The organism is Flavobacterium kochi (assembly GCF_048286715.1).
GTDB lineage: Bacteria > Bacteroidota > Bacteroidia > Flavobacteriales > Flavobacteriaceae > Flavobacterium.
On sequence record NZ_JBLVPW010000016.1, the window covers coordinates 21,501 to 42,288 of the forward strand.

The following is a 20,788-nucleotide window of genomic DNA, read 5'->3' on the forward strand; positions in this document are numbered from 1 at the left end:
GATTTTATTATTATGCGGCCTCCCAAACAATGAAGCAATAATTCTCATAGGTGATTTTAGTAAATCCAGGCAGCGCAATCGCTTCTGAAAACAATGGACAATTGATTACCAAAGTATGAAATTCACCATTTTCACCACAAGGATCTATCCCTTTCTCGAGTAATTCCTGTGCTAACTCTTTGGTCAAAATTTTACCCAGATAACTTTCTCCCATCATTATATTACAAGAAACAATCATCGTTGCAATCCCGTTTTCAAGCATTTGGTTTACTAAATGAATTCGGTTTTGTTGCCACAAAGGCAAAATTGCTTTTAGTGAAGCTGCTTTACATACTTTGTCTTCCCAATCTTTATGCGCATGCAAATCGATATCCCCAAAGACAGCTGCCTCTAAATCATACTTGCTTTTCAGCATTTTTAAAACGCTAATAAACTTTTCTTCATAATCTCCCCAAGTAGCAGGAATTGCTGCTATAGGTAATTCCATTTTTTGCGCCTGTTTATTCAAAATAGACAAAGGCAATCCGTGAGAACGGGAGACTTTTCCATTTTCATTCATCATATTAAGTAACGCCTTTGGAATAAATCCTTGTTGAATTGCTTGCATCATTGCGTAGCAACTGTCTTTTCCGCCACTCCAAGAAGTTACAAAATTCATATTTTTTCTTTTATGGTTACAGGAATCCCAGAAACCATCAGCACAACGGTATCGGCATTTCTGGCAATATATTGATTCATCCAGCCCTGAAGTTCGGTGAATTTTCTACCAATGGGAGTTTCGGCATGAATACCCATCCCTATTTCATTGGTTACGATTATAATTGTTGCCTTTTTTTGTTTGGCAATAGCATCAAATTCGGCTTTAGCCTGTTCTAAGCATAAGGGAACATCATTTTTAGTATCGACGAAAAAATTCGTTAACCAAAGTGTTACACAATCAACAATAGCAACTTTTCCCGAAAAATCAATTTCGCTTAAATTTTTTTCTTTTTCGATATTAATCCATCGTTCATCACGGTCTTTTTGATGGCGATCGATTCTCTTTTGGAAATCATCATCCCATTTTCTGGCTGTAGCCACATACATCGGTTTATCCGACAATTCTTTTGCTAAATTTTCGGCATAGCTACTCTTTCCAGAGCGTTCGCCTCCTGTTATTAGGTATATCATTGTAATATTAATTGTAAATTATTACTTATTTATAGGGACAATGCCGACATCCATTGGTACAACAATATCCCCTTTTAAGATGAAACCAAGCCTTGAAGACATAATTCCCATTTTCTAAATAATAGTCAATTCCTTCCATCGGATTAGTAGTTTTTGGCAACTCTTTGGCTTTATTAACTGTTGCGGTTTCGGGAGTTACAGTCTCCACATACGCTTCTATTTTCACAGAACAAGCTGTTGCGAAACAACTTGGACAAAGGCAATCAACTGACTCTGATGGTGCAAAAATTGGCGGAAAATCATTGCACCAGCAGCTACTCCCTTCCAGGGTATCTCCACAATTAAAAGGAGCTCCGCAAGTAGAACAGTTTTTTATTCGAATACTGTTTGAAAAATTATCCGTCATTATTATTTCACTTTTTCATTAGAATGAAAAGACAAATATTTCTGCTTTAATTTACTGGAAACTTCAAAAAGATCAGGATGAAATAAGGCTGCTAGCAATTCTATTCCGTCCACAACAGTCGTGCTGGGTTGTGTAAACAGATCGGCATCAGCAAGAAAAACAGCATTATCCTGAACTGCTTTCAAGGTATCCCACCCTTCTAATTTTTTCAATGCTTCCAGTTCTTGGCCTGAACGGCTGACATTAAAACCACACGGTGCCACCACCAGCACTTCCGGATTGTAACGTAAAATACGTTCCCAGTCTGTAACAATAGAATAGCCCGATGGATTCGAAAGCATATCAACTCCTCCAGCCTGCGAGATTTGATACGGTATCCAGTGCCCGCAATTGTAAATAGGGTCCAGCCATTCCATAACCATAACCCTTTTTAACGGAGCGTTATTTTGGCGAAGCGTATCCAAAATAAAATCGGTTCGTTTTTTAAGTTTTGCAAGTAATTCGGAGGCGCGCTCTTCCTTATAGAAGGCCTTCGCGATAGTTATCGCATTGTGATAAATATCCTCTAAATTCCTGGGAATAAGTGGAATTAATTCGGGAACTTTCGATAATTTGTAAATAGAACGAGCCACATGACTGGTATCTATCTGACATACATCACAAACATCCTGGGTAAAAATAATATCCGGAGCAATTGATTCCAATAAAGCATCATCAATATAATACAGGCTTTTTCCCTGAGCCTTGGATTGGGAGACCATTTGATCTATTTCTTTGCTCGTGTGACTGGTGCCTTCCAGATAGGAACGAACTACTTTTGGTTTATCCGATTGGCATTCAAAAGTAACACCAACCAATTGATTTTCTAATCCCATTTCGTAAATCATAGAAGTAGCCGCCGGCAGGAAAGAACAAATTTTCATCATTGTAGTTATCAATTTAGAGGCTGTTTTTGCTTGCTTTTTTTAATAAAAACAGAAAAAATACGAAATACAAATATAAAGGTATGCAGCTAACTATTAGTATAAATCTTATTTTATGTTTTACACTACCCAAGTCAATTTAAAAATTTGATTCTTATTATAAAAAAATTATAATTTACCTTTGTCTTCAAATTTGCAAAAAAATATGAAAGTAAACATTCTGAAATTATCTTATTTTATATTGTTTTTGATGCTAATTGGATGCAAAAAAAACGAGCAGGCTACAATCAAGAAAAACGAGGCGATTGGGAATTCCATAACCTATTCAAAAAGCCTAGCCATCTTTAAGTACGATGGATATTCGGTGGTAAAAGTTTCAAATCCTTGGCCTGAAGCCAATAAAAGCTTCACCTATATACTAAAAGAAAAAAAAGGCAGCATTCCTGATAGTCTGCAAAAATATACAACAATTCCAGTTCCCCTGGAATCGATTGTAGTTACCTCAACTACCAATATTCCTTTTTTGGAAATGCTTGGAGTTGAAAAATCATTGGTGGGTTTCCCTCATACCGATTATGTTTCTTCTGAAAAAACCAGAAAACTAATTGACGCCGGTACTGTTAAAAACATCGGACAAAACGAAAAATTAAATATGGAGCAACTCATTGAATTGGCACCTGACTTAATTGTGTCCTTTGGAGTTGACAACAACAATCCAATGATTGATAATTTACAAAAAAGCGGCCTTAAAGTGCTCATTCAAGCCGACTGGATGGAACAAACGCCATTGGGCAAAGCAGAATGGATCAAGCTTTATGGTGCGTTATTTGGAAAAGAAAAAGAAGCCAAAACGCTTTTTAATAAAATCGTTACAAATTACAATGACGCTATAAAATTGGTTGCAAGCCAAAAACCAACAGCTACCGTTTTGTACGGATCGATGTATCAAGATCAATGGTATGTGGCAAGAGGAAATAGCTGGGTAGCCCAATTTATGAAAGATGCCAAAGCGAATTATTTGTGGGCTGATGTGGAAGGGACGGGAAGTCTAAGTTTATCTTTTGAAAAAACGTTAGAGAAAGCAAAAACTGCTCAATACTGGATTGCAACAGGTTCTTTTAAAAGTATCGCTGAATTCGAAAACAGCAACCCGCATTACAGTCAGTTTGATGCCTTAAAATCTAAAAATGTGTACACTTTTGAAAGCAAATTAGGCAGTACGGGAGGAACCATTTATTATGAATTGGCACCAAGCAGACCAGACTTGGTTCTGAAAGATTACATTAAGATCTTCCATCCCGAATTACTTCCGAACTATACTTTTACCTTTGCACAAAAACTAAATTAAATTGGCCAATCAAAAACGAAATACGATTCTATTTTTCCTGCTTGCTTTGGTGCTCGTTCTTTTGTTTTTTGTAAACATTAGTTTTGGCTCCATTACGATTCCTTTTAAAGAAGTTTACAGGAGTTTAACTGGTGGTCAAGCCAGTAAATCCACTTGGGAATATATCATCATCAATTATCGTTTGCCCAAAGCCATTACAGCTATTCTCGTTGGAATGGGACTTTCTATAAGTGGTTTACTGATGCAGACTTTATTTCGAAATCCATTAGCGGGGCCTTATGTTTTAGGACTGAGTTCCGGTGCCAGTTTAGGTGTTGCTTTTGTAATATTGGGAGCGAGCTTACTCCCCCCCTTTTTAAGTACAATTTTGTTATCATCTTATGGAGTGGTTTTAGCCTCTACCTTGGGAAGTTCCGTAGTATTGCTCGCCGTTTTAATGGTTTCTCAACAGTTACGCGATACAATGGCCATCTTAATTGTAGGATTAATGTTTGGTAGTTTTACCAGTGCAATCGTGGGAGTCCTTACCTATTTTAGTTCGGCAGAACAATTGCAAAAATTCACTTTTTGGTCCATGGGCAACTTAGGTAACTTGTCGTGGTCCGCTATATTAATTCTAGCTGTTTGTGTGGCGATTGGTTTGTTATTAAGTCTCTTTAGCATCAAACCGCTTAATGCACTGCTGCTGGGTGAAAATTATGCACGCAGTTTAGGCTTAAATTTCAAAAAAACACGATTAATTATCATTTTTGCAACAAGTATTTTAGCAGGAAGTATCACCGCTTACGCTGGTCCAATTGCCTTTATAGGACTGGCAGTTCCTCATATAGCAAAATTAGTATTTCAGACCAGCAACCATTCGGTTTTGTATTGGAGTACTTTACTTTTAGGCGCTTCGATTATGCTTATTTGTGATGTGATTTCAGAATTACCAGCACTAGAGATCACTTTACCAATCAATGCTGTGACTTCAATAATTGGTGCTCCTGTGGTAATCTGGCTATTGGTCAAAAAACGAAAAATGATTGCCTAATGGAAAACAAAATCATCTTACAAGCTTCACAAATTAGCATCGGTTATGCTCATAAAAAAGAGAAAACCCTAGTGGCTTCAAATATCTCCATTGCCTTAAAAAAAGGAAAACTCATCGCTTTGATCGGCGCAAATGGTATAGGAAAATCAACGCTTTTAAAAACAATAACCGGAATCCAGAAACCGCTGTTCGGAGATGTTTTTTTGAATGGAAGGAAAATCACTTCTTATGCACCTTTGGACTTAGCCCAACACCTAAGTATGGTTTTAACTGAAAAATTGCCTCCAAGTAATTTAACCGTTTTTGAACTCATTGCTTTAGGAAGACAACCCTACACCAATTGGATTGGGACTTTATCTGATGTTGATCTTGTTAAAGTTAATGAGGCTATGGTATTGACCCAAGTCAGTCATTTGGCAGCAAAAAAATATTATGAGATTAGTGATGGCCAATTACAAAAAGTACTTATTGCAAGAGCTTTGGCACAAGATACTCCATTAATAATTTTGGATGAACCGACAACCCATTTGGATCTATTACATAAAGTTGCCTTATTCAAACTTTTAAAAAAACTCACTCATGAAACCGGAAAGTGCATTTTATTTTCCACTCATGATATTGATATGGCGATACAATTGAGTGACGAAATGATTATCATGACACCTGAAACCGTCCTTCAGGACGAGCCTTGCAATTTTATTTCAAAAGGAAGTTTCAATACCTTATTCAAAGACGAGCATATTGTTTTTGACGCTGATAAAGGAAAATTCATCATTGTATAGTTTTTGCAATTTTACTACAAAGTCAATTCATTTTAGTACCACCGGTTAAGAGTAACATTTTTTTTAGCAGCAATTCTTCTTTATGAATCTGCTATAAAAAAACGAACGTCTTTCCTATCTATAAATTCACGGTATTGAAAGCCATTCCCATCGCAAAACAATACAGATCATTGCATCAATAAAAACAAATACAATACTGAATACCAGTCAATTACAATAAATATTGTATTTTTGTTATTCATTTTATTTCCCCCCCAAAAGCGCTACTTATCTACATCATTAAAAACAATCTTTTAAAATTTTAATTATGGAAAATTTGTTTACATTTCAAAAAAAAATTATTGGTTTGGTATCATTATTTTTTCTTTTTTCTTGTAGTCAGGATGAAATGATTAGTGGTGATTTACTCCAAAATTCGGTACAAATGCTTAGTGCTAAAACGAGTGCCACCAAACTTACTGTATTTAAAGGACCCCAGGTCGCCTTGGGATACGGAAAAGTTCGTTCCTGGATAAGTGTGGATTCAAACGGCCATCCTACCGAAATAGGAATTGAAATCACTCCTGAAGCCTTTAATAATCTAACAACTAACAGTAAAACACTTCTTCCTGAAGGTGAAACTATTGTCGTACCCTTACAATTAAAAGCAACAGAATTAACTCCTTTCGATCACATCGGACTTAACTGGAATCCTCATGGTCACGAACCTGTTGGCGTATTTGATGTACCCCATTTTGATATTCATTTTTACATGATTCCTGCTGAAGAACAATTGGCAATTCCTGCATGGTCTCCTGAAACGGACGCTTCTTTTAATAATTATCCCCCTATAGGTTACATGCCTGCCGATTATTTCACTCCTCCTGGCCCGGCAACTGCCGAACCCCAAATGGGAAAACACTGGCTACCTATAAATTTAGGAGCTTACCTTCCATTTTCTAAAATTATGATTTACGGTTCCTATAATGGTAAATTTACTTTTGTTGAACCAATGATCACTTTAGAATACCTGCTTTCCAATGTTGATTTTAGTGCCAGCTATTCCCAACCGGAACATTTTGAAAAAGCGGGAAATTATCCAACGAAATATAACATTTATCACGACGCGATAAGTGGAAATACGTATGTTACCTTAAGTGATTTTGTAGCCAGAAATTAAAACTAAATGAGGGAGTCGAATGGACTTCCTCATTTTCATTTTTTTATTTTTCAGTGCGAAATCATATCACCCATTTCCTTTCAATAAATTTATACTCACTGTTGCAATAGGAGAATCCGGAAATCTCCTAAAGAAATTAGTATCTGGATACAATCCCGCTTCAGCTGCAATTTTGTGTAAAACAGGAATTTCTACTATATATTGGTCCGAAAAACCATGTGTGGCATCATAGGCAGTAGCTGCCGTTTTCCCTAAATTAGCAGCAGTCAAATTTGGAGCAATTGTATGCAATTCAATCATTAACAATCCAAATTTCCGAACATAAGGCGACCATTTATTAAAATGTTCCAAGAGATTATCCTCTACTAAACTATTGCGGATTCGCTCTCCTCTATGCGCAAATGCTCCTGTTGAGTGACTTACTCTGTCTTTGGTGATCTGTTTAGGCATTTCCCAAATTCGGTTATGATCCAAAAAAGTTCTCACATTGAGCAAATCTTTCAAATCAATGGTGTAATTTTCTAATAAATCATTGGCTAACAAATCTGGTTGACCAATATCTCCCCATATTACCTTGGCCCAAATATCGGCTTTAATTAAATTGGCGCGGGTTACTTTCAACGCCGCCTGGTTATAGTCGGCACCTACAAGGAATAAAGGATGATCATCCAACATTTTTCCTCGCAAAGTCTGCCTTTCGATTACAGTATAAATATGTTCTATAAATGCTCCATTGCCACAACCCATGTCGAGAATTCCTTTGGGTTGGTCTCCTATTGGTAAATTAAACAATTTAATAATAATCTCATCTACGACTTTAAAATAAGTATCATGTGCACCTCCGCTTCCCCATACGTTCATTTCTCGATCCACATGAATTTCATCTTCCCCTTCAGCAACCGTTCTAAGTATATCAGGGTTCCCAAAAAGCAAATCCCCTATTTTACTGAAAGTCGGTAAATAAGAAACTGTCACCCCGTATGCAGCCGCTCTTTTGGCAAAAAACAAACCTTTTTCAGTAAATTGATAGTTGTCTTTTTTTCGAGTAAACCAACCTAAATCCACAAAAAAATCCAGTACGATTTTAAAATGATCAGGCGATTTATGAAATTCTTCAGGACGGAAGGAAATCTCCATAAAGTACTTATGAAACATCCCACTCATGCCCAACCTCACTAATAGCGGTCCCACCAAAGAACCTTCAATATGCGTTAAAATCTGATGTTGAATTTCATTGGTCAGCGTATCGTCCGAAAATGAAATTCCATAATTATTTTTATATAATTCGAAAATTAAACCCAACCGGATAAATGGAATATCGTCTAATAATCGCGTGCGAAATTGCATCGAAAAATGTAGTAAATCAAGCACGTCTTCGTACAGGTAGAACATCGAAAAAGCAATCGCACTTTTATCGTTTATGCTAAATTTAATTTGGTCTGTGGTATGATTAATGTGATAGTTTAGAAATCCCTGAGAGCACAAAACACGCAAACCCACATTGAGATAACCTTCATTGGCTTTGAAATGGGAGCTCAATTCCGCAAGTGTAACTTCTTTTTTCTCGACTATATAAGACAGCACTCCTTTTTCAAGCAAAACATAGGCCACAGGAGCGGTAACCAAACCATCCAAATGCTTAAAAATGGTACTTCTAAGGATAACTTTGTCAATCATAAAAGTAAGTTTTAAAGAAGAAAAAAAACAATTAGAACCGGAATGACCTTCTCAAATATATGAAATTTCAACCACAATAACACCTTACTTTTTACAATTAACAACTTACAATTGATTGCTTATTTGCCTCTTTGCTTCGCCAATGACAAACGCAACAGCATTAGCAATATTAAAACTTCTAATTAGTGGTGACATCGGAATTGTCAAATGGTTGGGAAATTCGCTTAAAACAGCTACGCTCAAACCTTTACTTTCTTTCCCAAAAACCAACCAGTCCCCATCTTGAAAATCATTCTCTAAATACGATTTTTCCGCGTGGGAACTCATCAGAAAAACGCGTGACAAATCCGGAACCTGTGCTTTCCATTCCCCTACATTTTGATATTCCGTAACCTCAAGATGCACCCAATAATCCAAACCGGAACGTTTCAGATTTTTATCATTGATGACAAAACCAAAAGGATGAATTAAATGCAGGCGGCTTTCGGTACCCACGCACAATCGGCCAATATTTCCAGTATTGTTTGGGATTTCAGGTTCTACTAAAACGATGTTTAACATATTTGAAGTTTTGGGTTTTGGGTTTTGCGTTTTGGGTTTTGCGTTTTGCGTTTTGCGTTTTGATATTCAGAATTCATTACTTTTCTATTTCGAAAGTGGCAACTTCCAAGACTTCTCCAGCCTGCAAATTATTGAGATATACGTTTCCTATTCGAACACGAACCAAGCGTAAAGTGGGGAAACCAACAGCGGCAGTCATTTTCCTGACTTGACGAAACTTCCCCTCATTTACAGTAATGGAAGCCCAGGAAGTTGGACCATGCCGCTCATCCCGTATCTTTTTTCCTCTCGTTCCAAAAGCAGGAATTTCATTTATCAAAAATGCTTTGCAAGGTTTGGTAATGTATTTAGTGCCATTGAAACCTATTTCAACACCTTTTTTTAGTTGCTCAATAGCTTCCTGATGAATAATTCCATCGACTTGCACATAATATTCTTTATCGACTTTTTTACTTCTAATAATTTCGCTCATCATTCCGTCCGTGGTCAACAATAATAATCCTTCGGAATCTTCATCTAGACGACCAATTGCCATCGTTCCTTTGGGGAAAGCGTACAATTCTCCCAGTAATTTCTTTTTCCTTTTCAATTCGTAAATAAACTGACTCAGATAACCGTAAGGCTTGTGAATGATGAAATGGGAATGAGTCATTTTGTTCTGTTTTTTAATGATTGCAAAGATAGTTTTGTTTTAGCAAGATTTAAAATAGAGCATGATACATTTACCCAAACAAACCAAAAGCTATGTTAAATGATTGAATTCCTTACTATAAAAGACGTACTATTATAGAAGTTAATGGTATTAACTTTAAATTAAAGATTATGGAAAGCAATGATTTAGGATCAAAAAAGACAAACAATAAGCAAAATGTAAACGAAGGTTTCAGCGGAGAAAACTTACCTGAAGATTATAATCCTGCCGCATCAAATCTTAAAGCAGAAGTAGAAACGGATGCGCATGGAAATCAAAAAATTGTTCAAAGAGCTCGTAATGTAGATGGGATACCGGATCAAAATGATGCCGTCAGCAATGAAAATCCAAGTTCTGATGCAGGGATTGTTTCCGAGGAACAAGCTAAAAAAATGGTGGAAAATAAAGATCATAACTCTGATATAATCCCAAACAGATATCCTAATGAACATCCGGATAATCAGGAAGACAGAGGAAATATAAAACTGGACGAATAGGAATTCATCCGTTTTTAAAAAGCCAATAAGTGCATCGTTTCTTATTGGCTTTTTTATATAACAAAATTAAATCACCTGATTTTCATTCGATTTTCCAGTTCTAATTCTCCCAAAACTGATCAACAACGCTCCAATAAAAAGAAAAGCCAGCAACATATAAAAACTATTGACAAACACCTTGCTGTATCCTAAAAAATTTACATCGAGAAACGGATAAGGGTAAAAACCGAAAAAGGCGCCTCGAATTAAAGTACAACCCAAATATACAGAAGGAAAAATCAACCATAGAAAGATATTTTTGAATTCCAATTCTTTTTTAGGAACAAATACGATCCAAAACACAAAAACCAATATTGGAATGACCGAATGTAATAACTCATCCACTATTTTTTGCGTACCCGTCGGTGCCCATAAAAACCGAAGAATCGCATTGTAAACAACTCCAACAATTGTAATGTATAAAGTAATTGCAGTTGCATTTTTAGGTTTCAAAAAGAACAATCCCCATTTGGATTTTGGCTTTAACCAAAGAAAAGAAAAACATATTGCCACCAAAATATTAGATTGAATGGTAAAAAAACTAAAAAATCGAACAATCGTTTCCGAAAGTGAAGCCATACGATTCAAAATAATAAGATACAATTGCAATACAACAGCAAACCAACCGACAACAGCTATAACTATAAAAAGAGAATTTAATTTTACAGATTTATCCTTCATATTAATTAAAAGTATAAAAATTAATTGGTAACTAAATTTACAATTACTGAAATTTGAGACAACATTTTGATTTCCATTAAGAAACAAGGAAACTTTTCTTTCTTTTTACAAACATATAAAAAGAAATTCGACATCAAATAGGCTTTCGTTTTTCAGTGATTTTCATCATTAGTGTCTTTTCTTATAGGTGTTTCTAAATAGAAGTAAAGTAAACTTACGATCTTAAATAGGATACTTTTTATTTTTTATAAGATGAAACAAGACCATCATAATTATTATCACCTATTTTCAAATTGCTGGGATCTACTGCTAAAACCACATAACTAAACTCGTTTTCTGCATAAATTAAATAATGATTAGATCCGTCATAAATACTTTTACCAACTCTTATTTCATAAGAATAATTTCCAGTCTCGACATTATTATTGTAGGAGATCATTCTTCCTTCTTTGATAAATACCAGTTTTTTATGGCCTCCGGTACTTGCGGGTGTTTCGGTTACTCCTGCAATTCCGCCTGAAGAACTTTCCCAAATCCAAGTACCTATAAGATTCGAATAGGAATCATTGCAAGGTGACGATTCTGAACAGGAGATAGACAGCAGGCTAACTGCAATAAGAATAAAGAATATTTTTTTCATGATTTCAGCTATTAACTTGTTTTAAATCCTAGAATTCTATCTTGAATTGCTTTTTTGAAAAGTAAAATTTCTGAACTTTGATCGGTCGTGTTATCGTTGTCTAAATAAATTCTGGTCGTATTTATTCCTTGATGAAGTTCAAAATACACTCCACCTTGATCGTGCGAATCAGGGTTACCATACGTTTTTGTTTGTCCTTTCAAATTTAAAATTTCAACAGGAACATTCTTTAAAAACAACGTATATTCTCCTTTTTTGGGTAATGCATTATAACTGTATTGACTAAAATCATAATTTCCATAATTAACGTTTAAAAAACCAAGTACATTATAATCATTTATCTGATAAAAATTCAGGCAGTCGCTGCCCGTACAATGACCATAAAAACCTCCAATAATAATCGTGTCAGGACTTTGATTTACCTTGTTAAAATAGATTGGCTTATCTGTTTTAGGGATCAAAATAAAATCAGAAGGATAGGTTATTGCTTCTGTTACCATTTCATCGGGAAGAGGTGTTTTTTCATAAAAATTCACCACCATTTCACAACTATTCTCAACAATAGACATAATTTTTATACTGTAGCCACCAGTAGGCTTAGCACCCGAGAATATCCCAACAAGAAATTTTTTATTAAAATCGATAATTGGATTTGGAGCTGAACAAGTATTTTCATGTTTTATAAAATAGGAGTCCATTTTCTCCTGTGTATTTAGTACAATTGCAACTGGCTTATCCGCTGCATTTTTTACACTATAATTACAATTCAGCGGAAAACCCGTAAAATCGACGTTGGTGGTGCTCCCGCATGAAACAGTATCCCTCCCAGCATTGAGAGAACACGCACTAAAGCCAAAGGCAATAATTAAGCTTACTATTAATTTTTTCATAATTGGTACATTTTTTTTTAAAAGGTTACATTTAATAGATGTTATTGTTTTAAAATGGTTGCGTCCCTGTTTTTTTTTTCCGGGGGCAACTAAAATTAGTCTGTCTGTTTATCAAATGATTAAGAATAATTAATGAAATTTATATTTTAAATTTAAGTGCTAGGTATTTATGTTTACTTTTACTTTTTACAAAAACAATACTTTTCTATGTCAAATATGCTCCCGTTTTTATTGATTTTTATCGTCGCTCTCGCTATTGGTATTTTCATTGGAAAACTCATTTTCTCTGCCAGATTTCAGTCGGAAAAAATTAGTTTAGAAGAAAAGCTGATTGCATTTTCCTCCCAATTCAATCAACTGAAAGAGCAAATTGTTGTTGATAAAATAGCCTTTGAAAAGCAATTAGAAAACACCAATACTGAGAAAGAAAGCATTCGAAGCGAAAAAGACAGTCTGGCCATTCAGCTTTCTAAAAAAGAAGTTGATTTCGAGAATCTTTGGGAGCGCAACAAAGAACAAAAAGAAGAAGTCGAGAAACTGCAAGAAAAATTCACCAAGGAATTTGAGAATCTCGCCAACAAAATATTAGAAGAAAAGTCCAATAAATTTACAGAACAGAACAAAGAAAACATGAAGAACATCCTGACACCTTTACAGGATAAAATTCATTTGTTCGAAAAGAAAGTAGAAGATACGCACAAAGAAAGCATTGACTATCATGCCGCTTTGCGCCAACAAATTCTAGGCTTACGAGAAATGAATATTCAAATGAGCAAGGAAACTATTAACCTGACCAAAGCTTTGAAGGGAGATAGCAAAATGCAGGGAAATTGGGGTGAGCTTGTATTGGAGCGCGTTCTAGAAAAATCAGGATTAGAGAAAGGCCGTGAATATGAAGTGCAACAAGCTTTCACCACTGAAGACGGAAATCGCGTTTTTCCTGACGTTGTCATTAACCTTCCTGACGGCAAAAAGATGATTGTCGATTCTAAAGTTTCTTTGACCGCTTATGAAAAATACATCAATGAAGACGATGATGATGTAAAAGTTGGATTTTTAAAAGAACATGTTAACTCCATCAAACGTCACGTTGAGCAATTAGGGAATAAAAATTACCAGGATTTATATCAAATAGAAAGCCCTGATTTTGTATTGTTATTTATCCCTATTGAACCCGCTTTTGCTATGGCGCTTAACGAGGATACTACTTTATACAACAAAGCATTCGAGAAAAACATTGTTATTGTTACACCAGCTACGCTTCTGGCTACTTTACGAACTATTGACAGCATGTGGACCAATCAAAAGCAACAGGAAAATGCGCTGGAAATTGCGAGACAAGCTGGTGCCTTATATGATAAATTTGAAGGTTTTGTAGGTGATTTAATCAAAATTGGAAAGAAGATCGATGAAAGCAAAATTGAATACAGTGGCGCAATGAATAAACTCGTAGAAGGAAAAGGAAATCTTATTGTAAGCGTAGAGAAATTGAAAAAAATGGGAGCTAAAGCGAAGAAAGCGCTTCCAGAAAGCATATTAAACCGAGCAGAGAAAGACGAAAATCAATTATTAAACGAAACAAAATGAAACGAATTTTAGGAATTATTTTAGGAGTCGGTACGCTTGTCCTGATTTGCTATTTTGCATTTCTCTATTACGTTCCTTACAGCGAAGGTATTCGTTCTGGTGAACTAATCAAACTGAGTCATAAAGGAATGGCTATAAAAACATGGGAGGGCGAATTAAGCCAGGGAATTTCCGGAGCCCAGATTTTTAGTTTTTCCGTTTTGGACAGCGATAAAAAAGTGATTGATGATTTGAAAGGGCTTCAGGGGAATTATGTTAAATTGACTTATATAGAAAGGTACAGAACATTTCCCTGGTGGGGAGAAACGAGATATTTTGTCACCTCCGTTCAAAAAGAAACGTCCCCTTTTAATCAAAAATAATTTTTATGAACACTACTTTTAAAACGGTCGCTTCATCGAATATCAGTATTTCAGAATTGATGTTACCCTCTCACACTAATTTTAGCGGAAAAATTCACGGTGGTTATATTTTATCTTTACTCGATCAAATCGCCTTCGCTTGCGCTTCAAAATTTTCAGGAAATTATTGTGTGACTGCCTCAGTGGACACAGTAAATTTCCTTAAACCAATTGAAGTGGGTGAATTGGTAACGATGAAAGCCTGTGTGAACTATGTCGGTAATAGTTCCATGATTATAGGCATTCGAGTTGAGGCTGAAAATATCCAAACAGGAAAAATAAAACATTGCAATTCCTCTTACTTTACTATGGTTGCAAAAGACAAGGAAGGCAAAAGCGTTCTGGTTCCCGGCTTAATCCTGTCCAGCCTTAATGAAGTGCGCCGTTTTTGTAATTGCATCAAGCAAATTGCCTTAAAAAAGGAAAAAGACCTGCATGAAGAAGCGTTTGATTACAGTTCTCCTGAATCGCTCGCCAGCCTAGAAAAATATAAGGTGCAGCTCGACTTACCCTAGCTTATTTCAGTTGGATTTTTCAGCTTAAAGCAATCGATTTAAGATTTAAAAAATCAAAACTTAATGATAACTTTTGGTCAAAAAAAAATCTTTAAAAATTTATATTAATACGATTATTTAATCCGTAATCGTAAAAATATTTCCTTAAAATTTCGTAACTTTAAGTAGTTTAATTCATAAAAGGCTATGAAAATAATTACACTCCTTTTCCTGATTTTTATTGCTAATAACGGTATTGCGCAAGAAAAAATGACGACTGATAAAGGAATTATAAATTTTGAGGCTTCAGTACCTTTTTTCGAAGAAGTAAAAGCAATAAATAAAAAAGCGTCCTGTGTTTTGATTACCAAAACCGGGGAGATTACCTGTTTTGCCATTATCAAAAATTTTCAATTTGAAAGAAGTTTGATGGAGGAACATTTTAATCAAAATTACATGCAGAGTCATCGCTTTCCCAAAGCCATTTTCAAAGGCATAATTGAGAAATTTAATCTGAAAAACATAGATTCAAATGCAAATGAATATCAAATTAGGGGGAAAATTACGATGCATGGAAAATCAAAAAAAATTATAGTAATGGGTATGATCAGAAAGGGAGATCAAGGAATCGAATTAATTTCTAATTTTCCGTTAAATACCGACGATTTCAAAATCGAAATTCCTTTTATAGTCCGCAGCAAAATATCCAAAAACGTGAATACTCAGCTTTATTGTGTTTTACATTAAAGCTAATTAGTTAAACAATTCCTAAGAGCCTCTTCCAAATTTTTATATTTAAACTGAAATCCCCGTTTTTCAAGTTTTTCTGAGGAAACTCTTCGCCCGTTCAATACTATTTTGGACATTTCACCCATTGCCAATTTTAACACAAAAGCAGGAACGTGTGGTAACCATATAGAGTAGCCCAAAAGACGGGCCAGCGTTTTGGAAAAAACAGCATTAGTGCTATTATCATTGACAGCCGCATTATAAGGACCATTCATCTCTTCATTTACAACTGCCTCAAGGTACACCCTACACAAATCATCGATATGTATCCATGGCATATATTGTTTCCCCGAACCTAATACTGAACCCAATCGATATTTAAATACAGGAATCAGTTTCTTCAAAAAACCGTCATTTTTTCCTAATACCATCCCCGTGCGGATTTTCACGGTGCGAATATGCAAATTTTCAATAAAATCGATTGCACCTTCCCATTTCTGACAAACAGAACCCACAAAATCATGGGCAGGAGCTGTTTCTTCAGTACAAATTTCTTCTCCGTTTACAGCACCATAAATACCTACAGCAGAAGCTGAAATAAAGGCATCCAGTTTTTTATTATTTTTTTTTAAAACAGAATAAAGCAGTTGTGCTGATTGTACCCTGCTATCAACAATTAGGGCTTTACGTTTTGCCTTCCATCTTTTTGCTGCGATATTTTCACCCGCTAAATGGATTATGTAATCAGCATTCAATACCGCCGCTTCCTCAATAACATGATTCAAAACATCCCACTTAAAATAAGAAATATTGTCCGTATTTTTTTTATCACTACGACTCAATATAGAAACTGAAAATCCTTTCTCAATTAATAAATCAGTCAAGTGTTTACCGATAAATCCTGAACCTCCGCTTATTAGTATATTTTTTTTCATAACAAAACAAATCTAGTCATTTTGAGTGATAAAAACATTAACATTAATTTTTGTTTAACATTATTAAATTATGTTTAAACATTCATTATCTTTATGGACTAATTACAAATGCACTAGAAATGGCTACTAAAAAATCAACAATAACAAAAGAGAAAATAGTTTCTATGTATATGAATTATGCATTGGAAAATAATGACAAACCTAAATCGGTGTATCATTTCGCAAAGATGAATCACTTTTCGGAAGCTGAATTTTACATTTATTTTGGAACCATGGAAAGTGTGGAGCAAGAAATCTTCAAAATATTTCTGGAAAAAACCGTTGAATTACTTCAGAAAGATCAAGACTATGCAACGTACGATATGAAAAGTAAAATACTCAGTTTTTACTTTACTTTCTTCGAACTATTGGCTGCAAATCGAAGTTATGTGACCCTAAGTTTGAAACAACACCGAAATGAACTGAAAAATTTAATGCAACTTTCCAGTTTAAGAAACAGTTTTAAAAACTATGTCGCGGCGATTATCTCAGATGAATACCGAATCAAACTGGAAAAATTTCAAAATTTTCAGGAGAAAGCAATTCAGGAAATGTCATGGATACAACTTTTATTTACAATCAAGTTTTGGCTGGAGGACTCCTCGCCTGCATTTGAAAAAACAGACCTCTACATTGAGAAATCAGTAAAAGCGACTTTTGAATTAATGGATATTACACCAATTGACAGCTTAATCGATTTTGGAAAGTTTATTTTCAAAGAAAAAATATACAAAAAATAATGAAAACCATAGACTACATCCCTACATCAAAAATTGAAAGGGCGACTAAATTGGTTCACACCGGAGCAAAAGTTGGCGTTAATTATCTCAAATATTATGGTGAAAAAATGGTTAATTCCGATTTGACCCGAGACAAACTGAATGAAGATAATGCGGAGGATATATATGACGCGCTAAAAAGTTTGAAAGGAAGCGCACTAAAAGTTGCACAAATGCTAAGTATGGACAAAAGCTTTTTGCCTCAGGCCTATGTAGAGAAATTCTCCCTGTCACAATTCTCTGTCCCACCACTTTCAGCTCCATTGGTATTGAAAACGTTCAAAACAAATTTTGGCAAAACGCCTTATGAGATTTTTGATCAGTTCAATGCTACCTCTGTTAATGCGGCAAGTATTGGACAAGTTCATGTCGCCGTAAAAGATGGAAAAAAACTGGCTGTAAAAATTCAATATCCTGGCGTAGCCAATAGTATTTCGTCTGATTTGGCCTTGGTTAAACCAATTGCCATACGAATGTTTAACCTTAAAGGAAAAGATTCCGATAAGTATTTCAAGGAAGTAGAAGACAAACTGATAGAAGAAACCAACTATTTATTAGAACTGAAACAAAGCCAGGAGGTAGTTGAAGCCTGTAAAAAAATAGACAATCTGGTTTTCCCCAATTACTATTCTGATTATTCTTCACAGAAGATCATAACGATGGATTGGATGACGGGAATCCATCTTTCGGAGTTTACGGATAAAAATACAGATCAGGTAATCGCCAACAAAATTGGTCAGGCACTGTGGGATTTCTATATGTACCAAATTCATACTTTGAGAAAAGTACACGCTGATCCGCATCCGGGAAATTTCCTAATCAATAAGGAAAACCAATTGGTTGCATTGGATTTTGGCTGTATGAAACAAATTCCAAATGATTTTTACATCCCCTATTTTGAATTGATTGATAAAAAGGTCATTAATGATTCCAAACTATTTAATGCCAAACTATTTGAATTAGAAATCCTCAGAAAAGACGATTCCGAAGAAGAAGTGAACTACTTCACCGAAATGTTTCATGATTTACTATCGTTGTTCACGAAACCATTTCAGGGGCAGACCTTCGATTTCTCTGATGAAACCTTTTTTGAAAGTATAGCACAATTGGGCGAACGATTTTCGAAAGACACCAATCTTAGAAAAATGAATGGCAATCGGGGTTCTAAACATTTTATCTATATGAACAGAACCTTTTTTGGATTGTACAATCTGATGTTTGATTTGAAAGCAAAAATTGTAGTGAATCATTTTCAAAAATACCAATAGTAAAAAAAAAGAAGGGCCAAGATTTTAAAAGACAGGTTGCGGTGATTTCAGATTTAAGCGTACGCACGATACATCCTGACCTTGATCTTTGAAATGATTTTGAAACGGACTATGAATGGATTATGAATGGATTATGAAATCGTGACTTTTAAAATGCCAAAACACCAGAGAAAAGTACTGTTTTATTTCAAAATTCCCGCTTTATAAGTTGCAATCGCCCGATCTCTGGCCATAGCGTGATCAATCATAGGCGCTCCATATCCAAAATCAAACTCTTTAATCCATTTACGGATGTAGCTTCCTTTTTCATCGAATTTTTTTTGCTGAATTTCAGGATTGAAAACTCTGAAATAAGGCGCTGCATCACAACCCGTTCCTGCAGCCCATTGCCAGTTCCCTACATTGGCAGACAATTCATAATCCAATAATTTTTCTGCAAAATAGGCTTCACCCCATTGCCATTGGATCAATAAATGTTTGCATAGAAAGCTTGCCACAACCATTCGGACTCTATTGTGCATGTATCCTGTTTCATTGAGCTGACGCATTCCGGCGTCAACCATCGGATATCCGGTAGTTCCGGTACACCAGCGTTTGAAATCTTCTTCGTTATTCAGCCATTGAATCCCATCATAAGCCGATTTGAAGTTTTGGGTAACTACTTTTGGAAAGCTAAATAGTATTTGCATAAAAAATTCTCTCCAAATGAGTTCACTCAAAAAAACGTCGTTTTTATCAAAGGCCCAATTCACTACTTTTCGGACACTTACTGTACCAAAACGCAGATGTGGTGAAAGATAAGATGTTTTGTCCAACGCTGGAAAATCTCTTATATCCTGATAATTACCAATCCATTCTAAGTTGTAAGACTTGACTTTCACAGGACTTTCGGCAAATCCTATCTGCGCTAAAGTTGGAAAAAGAAAGTCACTCTTATGGAAATTAGAAAACACAGGGGTTGTTTTATATTCCGGAATCGGCGTTATGGATTTGTATTGCTCCAGCCATTTATTTTTATAAGGAGTATAAACAGTATAAGGCAGTCCATCGGCTTTTGTGATTTCTTTCTCTTCGAAAATAACCTGGTCCTTAAAAGAATCACAGGTTGTATTGTTTGCCTGCAATAATTCACAAATTGCAGCATCCCGTTTTATTGCATACGGCTCGTAATCTTTATTGAAAAAGACTTTCTTAACGTCAAATTCCTGAAGGAGTGCTTGCCAAACAGCACTGGCATTGCCTTTTCTTACCAAAAATGAAGTTCCTATTTCTTTCAGCCGCGTATTTATTATCGCAAGATTCTCATGGATAAAACCTACTCTGACATCGTTTTTTGGCAAACTGTCCAAGATGGAATCATCAAAAATAAACAAAGGAACAACAGGATATTCGGATTGTAAAGCATGGAATAATCCCACATTATCTTCCAGACGTAAATCCCGTCTGAACCAAAAAAAAGTTATTTCTTGTTTGCTCATTATTTAGAATTAAACAGTTGATCCACCATGATGCGTCTGTGATCAAAAATGGCTTTCAATTTATTTTTCACCACCAAAGTATTGATGATACGGCCGATAAAACCGAAAGGCAAAGCATAGTGAACTAAATCGGTCATTGTAGTACCGTTTTCAGTAGCTTCAAAAAAGTGTTTGTGGTGCCACAGCGCATAAGGCCCAAAACGCTGTTCGTCAATAAAATAACTATTTTCCTTCGCGAATGTAATTTCGGTTACCCAAGGCAATTTAAGTCCGAAAAGAGGTGCCACTTTGTATTGAATAATCTGTCCTTCATACATGGATTTATTATCGAAATCGGTAATTTCGAAACCCATTGTCTTTGGCGTAATTTTCTGAAGATTTCCTGGACTGGAAAAAAAAGCCCAGCATTCTTCTATACTTGCATTTATATGCTGAATGGTTTCTTTTTTATAAAGTTTCATTAGTTCTAATAATTTTAAATTGAAATAGTAGACGCTGGACTCGCGTGAGGCATGACCGAACCCTTATAAAGTCTTGCTTTTTTTGCCAGGGATAAGATAAAAGGAATATAGTGCTCAAAC

The 20,788-nt window shown here is 35.4% G+C and carries 24 protein-coding genes; 11 read left to right on the forward strand and 13 right to left on the reverse strand.

Translation table 11 applies throughout. The features are described 5' to 3' along the window. Window positions 1-10: 10 nt before the first annotated feature. Genes ACNQGH_RS14630 through ACNQGH_RS14645 form a run of 4 tightly spaced genes read right to left on the reverse strand, consistent with a single transcriptional unit; the run spans window position 11 to window position 2,502 of the window. Window positions 11-658: a Dph6-related ATP pyrophosphatase gene (locus ACNQGH_RS14630; RefSeq protein WP_417956765.1), complete on the reverse strand. Its 648-nt coding sequence runs from the start codon at window positions 656-658 to the stop codon at window positions 11-13. Continuing rightward, window positions 655-1,170, reverse strand: a complete 516-nt coding sequence (cobU, locus tag ACNQGH_RS14635) for a bifunctional adenosylcobinamide kinase/adenosylcobinamide-phosphate guanylyltransferase (protein WP_417956766.1) — start codon at window positions 1,168-1,170, stop codon at window positions 655-657. Before cobU ends, ACNQGH_RS14630 begins: the two co-directional genes overlap by 4 nt. 25 nt (window positions 1,171-1,195) lie before the next feature. Continuing rightward, window positions 1,196-1,576, reverse strand: a complete 381-nt coding sequence (locus ACNQGH_RS14640) for a DUF5522 domain-containing protein (protein WP_417956767.1) — start codon at window positions 1,574-1,576, stop codon at window positions 1,196-1,198. 2 nt (window positions 1,577-1,578) lie between these two features. Then, window positions 1,579-2,502 (reverse strand): ABC transporter substrate-binding protein, encoded by a 924-nt coding sequence (locus tag ACNQGH_RS14645; protein ID WP_417956768.1) that lies wholly within the window; start codon window positions 2,500-2,502, stop codon window positions 1,579-1,581. A gap of 202 nt (window positions 2,503-2,704) precedes the next feature. On the opposite strand from ACNQGH_RS14645, the gene ACNQGH_RS14650 reads away from it, so the two are divergent. The 4 genes from ACNQGH_RS14650 to ACNQGH_RS14665 all read left to right on the forward strand — a co-directional run bounded on the left by ACNQGH_RS14650 (window position 2,705) and on the right by ACNQGH_RS14665 (window position 6,821). Further along, window positions 2,705-3,847 carry an ABC transporter substrate-binding protein gene (locus tag ACNQGH_RS14650; protein ID WP_417956769.1) on the forward strand — a complete coding sequence of 381 codons (1,143 nt, stop codon included), beginning with the start codon at window positions 2,705-2,707 and terminating at the stop codon, window positions 3,845-3,847. Between the two features lies 1 nt (window position 3,848). Continuing rightward, complete coding sequence (locus ACNQGH_RS14655) at window positions 3,849-4,880, forward strand: iron chelate uptake ABC transporter family permease subunit (RefSeq protein ID WP_417956770.1); 1,032 nt, start codon at window positions 3,849-3,851, stop codon at window positions 4,878-4,880. Beyond that, window positions 4,880-5,662 (forward strand): ABC transporter ATP-binding protein, encoded by a 783-nt coding sequence (locus ACNQGH_RS14660; protein ID WP_417956771.1) that lies wholly within the window; start codon window positions 4,880-4,882, stop codon window positions 5,660-5,662. The genes ACNQGH_RS14655 and ACNQGH_RS14660 overlap by 1 nt, the downstream gene beginning before the upstream one ends. A gap of 307 nt (window positions 5,663-5,969) precedes the next feature. After that, complete coding sequence (locus tag ACNQGH_RS14665) at window positions 5,970-6,821, forward strand: DUF5602 domain-containing protein (protein ID WP_417956772.1); 852 nt, start codon at window positions 5,970-5,972, stop codon at window positions 6,819-6,821. A 66-nt stretch (window positions 6,822-6,887) separates the two neighbouring features. Here ACNQGH_RS14665 and ACNQGH_RS14670 read toward each other — a convergent pair whose 3' ends face one another. From ACNQGH_RS14670 to ACNQGH_RS14680, 3 genes are all read right to left on the reverse strand, one after another. After that, complete coding sequence (locus ACNQGH_RS14670; RefSeq protein ID WP_417956773.1) at window positions 6,888-8,498, reverse strand: class I SAM-dependent methyltransferase; 1,611 nt, start codon at window positions 8,496-8,498, stop codon at window positions 6,888-6,890. Window positions 8,499-8,603: 105 nt separating this feature from the next. Continuing rightward, window positions 8,604-9,059 carry a tRNA (cytidine(34)-2'-O)-methyltransferase gene (locus tag ACNQGH_RS14675; RefSeq protein ID WP_417956774.1) on the reverse strand — a complete coding sequence of 152 codons (456 nt, stop codon included), beginning with the start codon at window positions 9,057-9,059 and terminating at the stop codon, window positions 8,604-8,606. A gap of 76 nt (window positions 9,060-9,135) precedes the next feature. Then, complete coding sequence (locus tag ACNQGH_RS14680; protein ID WP_417956775.1) at window positions 9,136-9,711, reverse strand: pseudouridine synthase; 576 nt, start codon at window positions 9,709-9,711, stop codon at window positions 9,136-9,138. 170 nt (window positions 9,712-9,881) lie between these two features. On the opposite strand from ACNQGH_RS14680, the gene ACNQGH_RS14685 reads away from it, so the two are divergent. Continuing rightward, entirely contained in the window at window positions 9,882-10,247 is a 366-nt protein-coding gene (locus ACNQGH_RS14685) for a hypothetical protein (protein ID WP_417956776.1), read from the forward strand. A 66-nt stretch (window positions 10,248-10,313) separates the two neighbouring features. Here ACNQGH_RS14685 and ACNQGH_RS14690 read toward each other — a convergent pair whose 3' ends face one another. From ACNQGH_RS14690 to ACNQGH_RS14700, 3 genes are all read right to left on the reverse strand, one after another. Next, window positions 10,314-10,967: a Pr6Pr family membrane protein gene (locus ACNQGH_RS14690; RefSeq protein WP_417956777.1), complete on the reverse strand. Its 654-nt coding sequence runs from the start codon at window positions 10,965-10,967 to the stop codon at window positions 10,314-10,316. Window positions 10,968-11,205: 238 nt separating this feature from the next. Continuing rightward, window positions 11,206-11,607 (reverse strand): hypothetical protein, encoded by a 402-nt coding sequence (locus ACNQGH_RS14695; RefSeq protein ID WP_417956778.1) that lies wholly within the window; start codon window positions 11,605-11,607, stop codon window positions 11,206-11,208. An 11-nt stretch (window positions 11,608-11,618) separates the two neighbouring features. After that, window positions 11,619-12,497 carry a protease complex subunit PrcB family protein gene (locus ACNQGH_RS14700; protein ID WP_417956779.1) on the reverse strand — a complete coding sequence of 293 codons (879 nt, stop codon included), beginning with the start codon at window positions 12,495-12,497 and terminating at the stop codon, window positions 11,619-11,621. Window positions 12,498-12,704: 207 nt separating this feature from the next. Here ACNQGH_RS14700 and ACNQGH_RS14705 point away from each other — a divergent pair, with 207 nt between their 5' ends. The 4 genes from ACNQGH_RS14705 to ACNQGH_RS14720 all read left to right on the forward strand — a co-directional run bounded on the left by ACNQGH_RS14705 (window position 12,705) and on the right by ACNQGH_RS14720 (window position 15,726). Further along, window positions 12,705-14,084: a DNA recombination protein RmuC gene (locus ACNQGH_RS14705; protein ID WP_417956780.1), complete on the forward strand. Its 1,380-nt coding sequence runs from the start codon at window positions 12,705-12,707 to the stop codon at window positions 14,082-14,084. After that, window positions 14,081-14,446: a 6-phosphogluconate dehydrogenase gene (locus ACNQGH_RS14710; RefSeq protein WP_417956781.1), complete on the forward strand. Its 366-nt coding sequence runs from the start codon at window positions 14,081-14,083 to the stop codon at window positions 14,444-14,446. Before ACNQGH_RS14705 ends, ACNQGH_RS14710 begins: the two co-directional genes overlap by 4 nt. A 5-nt stretch (window positions 14,447-14,451) precedes the next feature. Next, on the forward strand, window positions 14,452-15,000 hold the full coding sequence (locus tag ACNQGH_RS14715; protein WP_417956782.1) for an acyl-CoA thioesterase: 549 nt from the start codon (window positions 14,452-14,454) through the stop codon (window positions 14,998-15,000). A gap of 186 nt (window positions 15,001-15,186) precedes the next feature. After that, window positions 15,187-15,726, forward strand: coding sequence for a YceI family protein (locus tag ACNQGH_RS14720; protein WP_417956783.1), 540 nt, complete (start codon window positions 15,187-15,189; stop codon window positions 15,724-15,726). Between the two features lie 2 nt (window positions 15,727-15,728). On the opposite strand, the gene ACNQGH_RS14725 is transcribed toward ACNQGH_RS14720, so the two are convergent. Beyond that, entirely contained in the window at window positions 15,729-16,643 is a 915-nt protein-coding gene (locus tag ACNQGH_RS14725) for a TIGR01777 family oxidoreductase (RefSeq protein ID WP_417956784.1), read from the reverse strand. 119 nt (window positions 16,644-16,762) lie between these two features. Here ACNQGH_RS14725 and ACNQGH_RS14730 point away from each other — a divergent pair, with 119 nt between their 5' ends. Further along, a complete protein-coding gene (locus tag ACNQGH_RS14730; protein ID WP_417956785.1) occupies window positions 16,763-17,422 on the forward strand; it encodes a TetR family transcriptional regulator C-terminal domain-containing protein in 660 nt (219 codons plus the stop codon). Continuing rightward, window positions 17,422-18,729 carry an ABC1 kinase family protein gene (locus ACNQGH_RS14735; protein WP_417956786.1) on the forward strand — a complete coding sequence of 436 codons (1,308 nt, stop codon included), beginning with the start codon at window positions 17,422-17,424 and terminating at the stop codon, window positions 18,727-18,729. Before ACNQGH_RS14730 ends, ACNQGH_RS14735 begins: the two co-directional genes overlap by 1 nt. Window positions 18,730-18,911: 182 nt before the next feature. Here the strand turns inward: ACNQGH_RS14735 and ACNQGH_RS14740 are convergent, their stop codons facing one another. Further along, window positions 18,912-20,207, reverse strand: coding sequence for a cryptochrome/photolyase family protein (locus ACNQGH_RS14740; RefSeq protein ID WP_417956787.1), 1,296 nt, complete (start codon window positions 20,205-20,207; stop codon window positions 18,912-18,914). Then, the gene (locus ACNQGH_RS14745; RefSeq protein WP_417956788.1) at window positions 20,207-20,668 is read right to left on the reverse strand and encodes an SRPBCC family protein; all 462 of its coding nucleotides are present in this window, start codon (window positions 20,666-20,668) and stop codon (window positions 20,207-20,209) included. Before ACNQGH_RS14745 ends, ACNQGH_RS14740 begins: the two co-directional genes overlap by 1 nt. Window positions 20,669-20,788: the final 120 nt, after the last annotated feature.

Bases quoted from the DNA above. Each gene is read 5' to 3' on its own strand.
- ACNQGH_RS14630 (WP_417956765.1), bottom strand. From the start codon at position 658: ATGAATTTTGTAACTTCTTGGAGTGGCGGAAAAGACAGTTGCTACGCA.
- cobU (WP_417956766.1), bottom strand. From the start codon at position 1,170: ATGATATACCTAATAACAGGAGGCGAACGCTCTGGAAAGAGTAGCTAT.
- ACNQGH_RS14640 (WP_417956767.1), bottom strand. From the start codon at position 1,576: ATGACGGATAATTTTTCAAACAGTATTCGAATAAAAAACTGTTCTACT.
- ACNQGH_RS14645 (WP_417956768.1), bottom strand. From the start codon at position 2,502: ATGATGAAAATTTGTTCTTTCCTGCCGGCGGCTACTTCTATGATTTAC.
- ACNQGH_RS14650 (WP_417956769.1), top strand. From the start codon at position 2,705: ATGAAAGTAAACATTCTGAAATTATCTTATTTTATATTGTTTTTGATG.
- ACNQGH_RS14660 (WP_417956771.1), top strand. From the start codon at position 4,880: ATGGAAAACAAAATCATCTTACAAGCTTCACAAATTAGCATCGGTTAT.
- ACNQGH_RS14665 (WP_417956772.1), top strand. From the start codon at position 5,970: ATGGAAAATTTGTTTACATTTCAAAAAAAAATTATTGGTTTGGTATCA.
- ACNQGH_RS14670 (WP_417956773.1), bottom strand. From the start codon at position 8,498: ATGATTGACAAAGTTATCCTTAGAAGTACCATTTTTAAGCATTTGGAT.
- ACNQGH_RS14675 (WP_417956774.1), bottom strand. From the start codon at position 9,059: ATGTTAAACATCGTTTTAGTAGAACCTGAAATCCCAAACAATACTGGA.
- ACNQGH_RS14680 (WP_417956775.1), bottom strand. From the start codon at position 9,711: ATGACTCATTCCCATTTCATCATTCACAAGCCTTACGGTTATCTGAGT.
- ACNQGH_RS14685 (WP_417956776.1), top strand. From the start codon at position 9,882: ATGGAAAGCAATGATTTAGGATCAAAAAAGACAAACAATAAGCAAAAT.
- ACNQGH_RS14690 (WP_417956777.1), bottom strand. From the start codon at position 10,967: ATGAAGGATAAATCTGTAAAATTAAATTCTCTTTTTATAGTTATAGCT.
- ACNQGH_RS14695 (WP_417956778.1), bottom strand. From the start codon at position 11,607: ATGAAAAAAATATTCTTTATTCTTATTGCAGTTAGCCTGCTGTCTATC.
- ACNQGH_RS14700 (WP_417956779.1), bottom strand. From the start codon at position 12,497: ATGAAAAAATTAATAGTAAGCTTAATTATTGCCTTTGGCTTTAGTGCG.
- ACNQGH_RS14705 (WP_417956780.1), top strand. From the start codon at position 12,705: ATGTCAAATATGCTCCCGTTTTTATTGATTTTTATCGTCGCTCTCGCT.
- ACNQGH_RS14710 (WP_417956781.1), top strand. From the start codon at position 14,081: ATGAAACGAATTTTAGGAATTATTTTAGGAGTCGGTACGCTTGTCCTG.
- ACNQGH_RS14715 (WP_417956782.1), top strand. From the start codon at position 14,452: ATGAACACTACTTTTAAAACGGTCGCTTCATCGAATATCAGTATTTCA.
- ACNQGH_RS14720 (WP_417956783.1), top strand. From the start codon at position 15,187: ATGAAAATAATTACACTCCTTTTCCTGATTTTTATTGCTAATAACGGT.
- ACNQGH_RS14725 (WP_417956784.1), bottom strand. From the start codon at position 16,643: ATGAAAAAAAATATACTAATAAGCGGAGGTTCAGGATTTATCGGTAAA.
- ACNQGH_RS14730 (WP_417956785.1), top strand. From the start codon at position 16,763: ATGGCTACTAAAAAATCAACAATAACAAAAGAGAAAATAGTTTCTATG.
- ACNQGH_RS14735 (WP_417956786.1), top strand. From the start codon at position 17,422: ATGAAAACCATAGACTACATCCCTACATCAAAAATTGAAAGGGCGACT.
- ACNQGH_RS14740 (WP_417956787.1), bottom strand. From the start codon at position 20,207: ATGAGCAAACAAGAAATAACTTTTTTTTGGTTCAGACGGGATTTACGT.
- ACNQGH_RS14745 (WP_417956788.1), bottom strand. From the start codon at position 20,668: ATGAAACTTTATAAAAAAGAAACCATTCAGCATATAAATGCAAGTATA.